This window comes from Jiangella ureilytica (assembly GCF_004348545.1).
Taxonomy (GTDB): Bacteria; Actinomycetota; Actinomycetes; order Jiangellales; family Jiangellaceae; genus Jiangella; species Jiangella ureilytica.
Genome location: NZ_SMKL01000032.1, coordinates 62,162 through 69,797 on the forward strand (window position 1 = coordinate 62,162; position 7,636 = coordinate 69,797).

The following is a 7,636-nucleotide window of genomic DNA, read 5'->3' on the forward strand; positions in this document are numbered from 1 at the left end:
AGGGGATGGACGGGACCCTAGGTTCCGGTTCAAAGTGTAGTCAAGTCTCTTGACATAGGTCCTATGTAAGGATTGGGTTACGACATGAGCGACGGATTCTCCCTGTCCGGGGTGTTCCCCGCGAGCCTGACGATGTTCGACGAGGCCGGCCGCCTGGACGAGCCGGCCTCCCGGCGCCACCTCGAGTCGCTGGTCGACGGGGGCGCGCACGGCCTCGTCGTCGCCGGCACCAGCGGCGAGTTCGTGGCGATGTCCGTCGACGAGAAGCGCCGGCTGGTGGCGGCCGCCGTGGCCGCGGCGGGCGGGCGGGTCCCCGTCGTCGCCGGCACCGGGACGGCGTCGACCGCGGAGACCGTCGAGCTGACCCGCGCCGCCGCCGACGAGGGCGCCGCCGCCGTGCTCGTGATCCTCCCCTACTACATGCGCCCGCACCGCGACGAGGTGCTGGCCCACCTGCGCGCCGTCGGCGCGGCCAGCCCGGTGCCGGTGCTGCTCTACAACAACCCGGCCAACAGCGGCACCACCGAGCTCGACGCCGTCGACGTCGGCATGCTCTACCGCGAGGGCGTCGTCCACGGCGTGAAGAGCACCTTCCCGACCGTCCACCAGGTGGCCGAGGTCATCGACGAGACCGGGCCGGACTTCGCCGTCTTCTACGGCGGGTTCATGGCGCCGCTGTCCGGGCTGACCGAGGGCGCGCACGGCTGGATCAGCGGCGTCCTCAACGTCGCCCTCGCCGAGGCGCTGGCGCTGTACGGCGCCGTCCGCGCCGGCGACCTCGAGACGGCCCGGCGCTGGGCGGCCGTGATCCGGCAGTACCGCTACCTCTACACCCGACGGCCGCTCGGGCCGGTCGGTGACCTGGCGCTCTACCGGGCGATGCTGGAGATCCGCGGACAGCACGGCGGGCACTGCCGGGCGCCCCTGCTCCCGCTGACGGCGCAGCAGCGAGCAGCACTCGAGGAGCTCATGGCGTCGACGCCCGTGTTGCGCGGCAGCGGGGCCGGTGCGGTCAGCGCGTCTCGATGACACCGCCTGTCTCGGCGATGCGGGCCGCGCACCGGCGGCAGCCGGGGTCGTGGCAGACGCCGGCCAGCCGGTCGCGCCGGAACACGGCCCCCGCCGCGGCCAGCAGCTCCGCCGCCGGGTACGTCCGCCACCGGCTCGCGCCGACCACGCCGGCGCGCTCCAGGTGGGCGACGGCCGGCGCCAGCCGCTCGAACCCGCGGGAGCAGCCGCCGTGCCGGACGGCGACGGGCCCGGTGGCGTCGCCGACGCGCGCCCAGCGGACCATCAGCCGCAGCCCGGCGTCCTCCTCAGCCGCGTGCAGCAGCGTCAGCGCGTCCAGCCCGACGCCCGCCAGCACGACGGCGCCGCCACGCTCGGCCAGCTCGCGCAGCGGCGCGAACACGTCGTCGGCGCTCTGCCCGGCCACCAGCGGCTCTGCCAGCGGGCCGACAGCGGCGAACGACGACAGCGGGTGGGCGCCGCGGGACCGGCCCTGCCGGGCGAGCACGGCGCGCGGAATCGCCCCCATCGCCCGGTCGACGGTGTCGCCTGCGGCGTCGTACCCGGCGGCGGGCGGCGCGGCCGGGATCGAGCCGTCGTCCTCGCTGTTGTGCGGCAGCGGGGTGTGCCCGGCCGGTGGCGGGGCGGCGAACACCGCGCTGGCCGACGGCACCAGGACCGTGCAGCCGGCCGCGAGCAGCCCGTCGACCACGGCGTCCGCTCCCCCGGCGACCCGGCCGAACGACGAGAGCGCCGAGTGCAGGCACACCGGCCGGCCGACCAGTCCGAACCGCTCCGCGGCGGCGCGCACGTCCGCCGTCCCGACCTCAGCCGCCACCGTCATCCCGTCACCTCAGACCTAGGTTCCATGCTGGAGGGCTCATGCTAGTCGGCTACGTCAGCGACGAGAACGACGTCGCCATCGCCGACGTCGCCGTCGAGCTGATCGGCGCCGACGGCGTCCCGGTCGGCTGCCGGTCCAGCGCGAGCGGGCGCGTCGACGCCGACATCCCGCCCGGCCGGTACGACGTCGTGCTGGCCGGCGTCGGCTATGGGCCGAAGCGCACGACCGCCGTCGTCGGCTCGGAGCCGGTGCGGTTCCGGCTGCTCAGCGACCGGACCTACGGGTTCGTCTGGCCGAAGGAGACGGTGTCGGGCCACACGGCGCAGATCCGGGTCTCGTGTCCCCGGCCGTACCGGCTCTCGCTGTGGCGCTACGGCTCCAGGCGCGAGCGGGTGGCGCCGCTCGGCGTCGGCGAGCACGAGCCGGGCGCGACCGCCGTCCCGCTGCCCGACGGCGACGTGTCCGGCTCCGGGGTGGACTGGTCGCCCGGCGAGTTCCCCGGCCAGCGCGTGGTCGCGCCGGAGCGCGGCGGCCTGTACTTCGTGCACGTCGACGACGACGGCGGCGGGTTCCACGGGCTGCCGTGGATCGTGTCGCCGGCCGCCCCGGCGGCGTCCGTCGCCGTGCTGGCGAGCGATCTGACCTGGACGGCGTACAACTCCTTCGGCGGACGCAGCAACTACCTGAACCCGGCCGGGCTGCCGCCGGCGCCGGTGGTGTCGCGGCGCCAGGACCTCGCCTTCTACACGACGCCGGAGCGCGGCGAGTGGGAGGACGAGCACTACCCGCCGCTGTCGCTGCGCCGCCCGGACCCGGACGCCAGCATCCCGCTCACCGAGGACGTCGACGGCCCGACGACCACCCGGCCCGGCCCGCACCTGGCCGCGGCGGACTGGCGGCTGCTGGCCTGGCTGGAGCGGCAGGGCATCGAGCACGACCTGTACGCCGAGAGCCGGCTGGCCCGCGGCGCGGTGCCGCTCGACGCCTACCGCGTGCTGGTGCTCGGCTGTCACCCGGAGTACTGGACCCACCCGATGTTCGAGCAGGTCCGCGACTGGGTGCACGCCGGGGGCCGGCTGCTGCACCTCGGCGGCAACGGCCTCAACTGCGAGGTCGAGCTGCTCGACGACGACCGGCTGCTGGTGCACAACGGCGACACGCGCGAGCTCGGTGCCGGCGACGGGCCGGACTGGAGCCGGTTCACCGCCCGGCGCGAGCCCGAGGCGGCGCTGCTGGGCGTCGGCTACGACCAGCGCGGCCTGCTGACGGCGGCGCCGTACGAGGTCGTCGAGCCGTCGCACTGGGCGTTCGCCGGGACGGGCCTCGCCGCCGGCGACCTGTTCGGCCACGCGTCGCTGAACGGGCGGATCCTCGGCGGCGCGTCGGGCCACGAGACGGACAAGATCTCGCCGCACTCCCCGCCCGGCACGACGCTGCTGGCCCGCGGCGTCAACGCGAACGGCGGCGGGGCGCACCTGGTGCACGTGCCGGCGCTCGGCCGCGGCGAGGTGGTGTCGGCGGGGTCGATCGCGTTCGTGATGTCGCTGCTGGTCGACGACGTCGTGTCGGCGCTGACCCGGAACGTGCTGGACCGGTTCCTGGCGGACCGATGAGCTTCCGGGCGCGGGTGGTCGCCGGGATGCTGGTGGACGCGGAGACGTGGGCAGCGCGGCCGGTGGACGACGAGTGGATCGCGCCGGTCGCGGACGACCCGCTGTACGAGAACCTCTACGACCGGTTCTGGGCGATCATGGCCGACGCCGCGGTGCTCGAGCACCTGGCGCTCACGGCGCAGCTCACCGGCTCGCCGGCGGTGACCGAGGCGGCTGTGGCCCGGCTGGACGCGACGGCGCGACGGTGGCGGCGCGAGGCGGAGCCGGCGCCGGACTACGGCACCGCCTACGCCACCACCCGCGTCGCCAAGGCGCTCGCCGTCGGCTCCGACTGCCTGGCCGGCGCGCTGCCGCCGTCCGTCCGTGACCGCGTGCTGGAGGTGCTCACGACGATCACCCGGCGGCTGGCGGCGGAGTGGTTCACCCGCCCGGACGTGCGCGGGCCGGTCGGCACCGGCGCCGACCGGCACTCCCCGCACCACTCCAGTGTCGAGTGGTCCGGGTTCGGGATCGCCGCGCTCGCGCTGCTGGACCGCGTGCCGGAGGCGGCGGGCTGGGTGACCGACGCCGAGCGGCAGTTCCGCGACCACCTGCTGCCCGGCGCCCTCGCAGCCGACGGCGCCGCGCCCGAGGGCATGGACTTCTGGGCCTCGACGGTGCTCAGCCAGGTGCAGTTCCTCGACCCGCTGCGCCGGGTCACCGGCCGCGACCTGCTGACGGCGCACGCCCGGTCACTCGACCCCACGCCCGGCCTGGCGGTCTACCTGCCCCGGCGGACGGCGACGGCGGACGGTCATCCGCACTACGGGCCCAGTACCGGGCTGTGCGCCGTGCTGTCGGCGCTGGCCCGCGAGCGCGCCGAGCCGCAGCTCGCCGCCGTCGCCGCGCAGGAGGCCGCCCCCGGACGGCTGGAGGTCTGGCCGGCCCGCTCCCCGCGCCGCGGCGAGCAGCTGCTGATGGCGTGGGGCGGGTACGCGGCGCTCTGGCACCCCGGCGGGCCGGACGGTGACGCCGTCGGGCCGCCGCCCGCGCTGAGCTGGTACTCCCCCACGCTCGGCGAGGCGTACGTCCGCTCGGGCTGGGGGCCCGGGTCGTTCGTCGTCGCCGTCCGCCGAGGCCGGGTCACGGCGTGGGCCGACGGCGTCTGCGCGCTCGCCGACCTCACCCCGGAGGCCGTCATCGACGTCGAGGAGTCGCGCCGCACCGGCTCCGGCGTCTACCGGACCGAGCCGCCCGGGTTGGAGCCGGCGGCGCTGCGCGTCATCGACCTCGGCGACACCGCCGTCGTCACCGGGGCCGACGCCGCCGGCCGTCCGCTGCTGCGGGTGAGCGTCGACCGGCCGCGGCGGACGGCCACGATCCTGCGCATCGGCGCACACCCCCGCCGCTGGTGGTGGGCGACGCCGTCCGCTCCCGCCGTCGGCACCGGCACCGTCACCGGGATCGCCGCCGGCGGGCACCGGCCGGACCTGCGGGCGGGGTACGGACTGCTCGACGTCGTCGAGACCGACCCGCGCGCGTATCCCGTCGCGACCGTCGAGCCGGACGCCGGGCGCATCGAGGTGGCCGTCCAGCTGGGCAAGAACCGGCCTGGCGGATCCGGCGCCGGAGGGCAGGATCGATGGCGACGAGCCCCGCGACAGGAGGACACCGCATGAAGATCACGTCGGTCACGGCCGTCCCGATCCGCGCGCAGCGCCGCACCGCCATGGTCGCGACGCAGGGCTCGATCGACGTGTCGGAGTTCGGTGTGGTGCGGGTCGACACCGACGAGGGGCTGACCGGCTGGGGCGAGATCGCGATGTCGTGGGGCCGGGTCGGCCGGGCGCTGTGCCGCGACGTCGAGCTGACCCTGGGCCCCGCGGTCAGTGGCCTCGACCCGCGCGACCTGCCCCGGTGCGCCGCCGCCATGGAGCAGCGGCTGCCGCTGCCGACGGACGGCGGGCACGCGGCGCGGGCGGCGGTCGAGATGGCGTTGCTCGACGTGGCCGGGAAGGCGGCCGGACTGCCGGCCTACCAACTGCTCGGCGGCCGGGCCCGCGACAGCGTCCCCGTGGCCTGGCCGATCCCATGGGGCTCCGCCGAGGCCACCGTCGCCGCCGCGGAGGAGGCGGTCGCGGCCGGTTTCCCGACGGTCAAGCTCAAGATCGGCCGGCCGGGCCGGGTCGACGAGACGGTGGTCGCCGCCGTGCGGGCCGCCGTCGGCGCGGACGTCGCGATCAAGGTCGACGCGAACATGGCCTACCGCAGCGCGAACCAGGCGCTGGCCGCACTGCGCCCGCTGGAGCGGCACGGCCTGCAGCTGATCGAGCAGCCGCTGCCGCCGCGCGACCTCGACGAGCTGGCCCGTCTGCGCGACCGGCTGGAGACGCCGCTGCTGCTGGACGAGTCGTGCTGGGAGCTGCGCGACGTCGGCGAGATCGTCCGCCGCGGCGCCGGCGACGTGCTCAACGTCTACGTGACGGAGATGGGCGGGCCGGCGCAGGCGGTCAAGGCGTTCGCCGCGGCCGAGGCCGCCGGGCTGGTCGGCCTGCTCGGCAGCCAGTGCGAGCTGGGCCTGGCCACCGCCGCGTGCGCGCACGTCGGCGTCGTCGTCAGCAATCTCGCCTACGAGTCCGACGTGGTCGGGCCGCTGCGCTACGTCCGCGACATCGTCCACGAGCCGCCGGTCATCGCCGGCGGCGTGCTGGTCCCGCCGGACCGCCCCGGCCTCGGGGTCGAGGTCGACCCCGAGGCCGTGGCGGCCATGCGTTGCTGACGCCGTCAGCCCTTGTAGCGGACGAACAGCAGCGGGTGGAACGACGGGTCGCCGCTGAGCTGGCCGGCCATGAGCATGCCGGTGGTCGGCCGCCGTCCGCCGTAGCCGGGCGGGACCCGGCTGCCCTGGCGGGCGCTCAGCAGGTTCGGCCACAGCGCGGCGGCGACGCCGGGAATCGTGTGCCGCTCGACGCTCCAGCTGACGCCGTCGTCGCTGGTCGCCACGACGAGGTCCGCGCCCTGGCTGGAGAAGACGGTGATCTCGCCGTCCGGCGCGACCAGGATCTGCGAGTGGTTGTCCAGGTCGCCGACCGGGACCGGGTCGCCGTCGAGCCCGCGTTGGTAGTAGAGCGTGCCGACGCCGCCGTCGCGCCGGTAGAAGACGGTGTGGATCTCGCCGTTCGCGTCGGCCGTGAGGTCCGATGCGTCGACCCAGTTGCCGTCGCCGTCGGGCGCCGGGTTCGAGGTCAGCACCTCCTGGTGCGCGAAGGTGCGGCCGCCGTCGCCGGACGAGAACAGCAGCGCGGCGTCGAGGTAGGCGGAGTTCGGCGTGCCGAGGACGTACTGGCTGAAGCTCAGCGACACCTCCCCCGGCTCGGTGCCCGGCTGCACCCTCGGGTAGAGCCAGGCGCGCCCGGCCGGCGGGCTGCCGACCTCGCTGGTGTGCACGTCCTCGCCGGTGACCGTGTCGAAGACGTTGATCCGCAGGTCCCAGCCGTCGACGGCGTAGGCGGAGTACAGGTAGCGGCCGGCCGGGTCGATGGCCAGGCCCTGGTAGTAGCGCTCGCTGCCGGGCGCTCGGATGGTGTGGTCGATCGGCGCGGTGAAGTCGACGGAGCCGTCGGCGTCGTGGTGGGTGAACTCCAGCCGGACCGGGTAGACGGCGCCCAGGTCGGCGCCCGGCGCGGGGGCGACGCCCGGGTAGCACTCGGCGCCGGTGTAGCAGGCCACCTGCAGGTGCAGGTCGCCCTCGCCGTCGACGAGCAGCGCGACCGGCTGGTACACGTGCCCCGGCAGCCGGACGACGGGCGTCCAGACGGTGCCGTTGCGCGAGCGCCACACCTGCGCCGACCAGGGATACTGCGCTCCGTCGCCGTCGAGCGTGGCGGCGTAGTACCAGCGGCCGTCGTAGACGACCTTCGGGATCTGCGCGCCCCACGTGGGGACGACGTTGGTCAGGGCCAGGTCGTCCGAGACGACGGTGGCGCGGACGATCGCGGGCCGTCCGGGCTCGGGCTCGGCCGTGGCGGCGCTCGCCTGGCCGGCGACGAGCGTGGCCACGGCGGCCACGGCGATCAGGAGGGAACGGTGCATGCGGGCTCCCTGGAGTCGGGGGTGATGCCCCCGACGGTAGGGATCACGGGCAGCTGGGGCAGGACACCTGCTTGCCCTCCCGTGCCCCGATCTTGCCCAC

Annotated in this window: 6 protein-coding genes; 4 read left to right on the top strand and 2 right to left on the bottom strand. The window is 75.7% G+C overall.

The window, feature by feature from the left end; translation table 11 throughout:
* The first annotated feature begins 84 nt into the window (after nt 1-84).
* Nucleotides 85-1,029, top strand: coding sequence for a dihydrodipicolinate synthase family protein (locus tag E1212_RS15605; RefSeq protein WP_131984038.1), 945 nt, complete (start codon nt 85-87; stop codon nt 1,027-1,029).
* Here E1212_RS15605 and E1212_RS15610 read toward each other — a convergent pair.
* Complete coding sequence (locus tag E1212_RS15610; protein WP_131984040.1) at nt 1,013-1,852, bottom strand: AAC(3) family N-acetyltransferase; 840 nt, start codon at nt 1,850-1,852, stop codon at nt 1,013-1,015. The two genes, E1212_RS15605 and E1212_RS15610, sit on opposite strands and share 17 nt — an antisense overlap.
* A 38-nt stretch (nt 1,853-1,890) precedes the next feature.
* Between E1212_RS15610 and E1212_RS15615 the strand changes: the two genes are divergently transcribed.
* From E1212_RS15615 to E1212_RS15625, 3 genes are read left to right on the top strand one after another with little or no spacing between them, the layout of a single operon-like run.
* Nucleotides 1,891-3,465: a carboxypeptidase-like regulatory domain-containing protein gene (locus E1212_RS15615; RefSeq protein ID WP_131984042.1), complete on the top strand. Its 1,575-nt coding sequence runs from the start codon at nt 1,891-1,893 to the stop codon at nt 3,463-3,465.
* Entirely contained in the window at nt 3,462-5,123 is a 1,662-nt protein-coding gene (locus tag E1212_RS15620; RefSeq protein WP_131984044.1) for a hypothetical protein, read from the top strand. The genes E1212_RS15615 and E1212_RS15620 overlap by 4 nt, the downstream gene beginning before the upstream one ends.
* A complete protein-coding gene (locus E1212_RS15625) occupies nt 5,120-6,223 on the top strand; it encodes a mandelate racemase/muconate lactonizing enzyme family protein (protein WP_162605492.1) in 1,104 nt (367 codons plus the stop codon). The genes E1212_RS15620 and E1212_RS15625 overlap by 4 nt, the downstream gene beginning before the upstream one ends.
* Before the next feature lie 5 nt (nt 6,224-6,228).
* On the opposite strand, the gene E1212_RS15630 is transcribed toward E1212_RS15625, so the two are convergent.
* Complete coding sequence (locus tag E1212_RS15630) at nt 6,229-7,536, bottom strand: hypothetical protein (protein ID WP_131984048.1); 1,308 nt, start codon at nt 7,534-7,536, stop codon at nt 6,229-6,231.
* Nucleotides 7,537-7,636 lie beyond the last annotated feature (100 nt).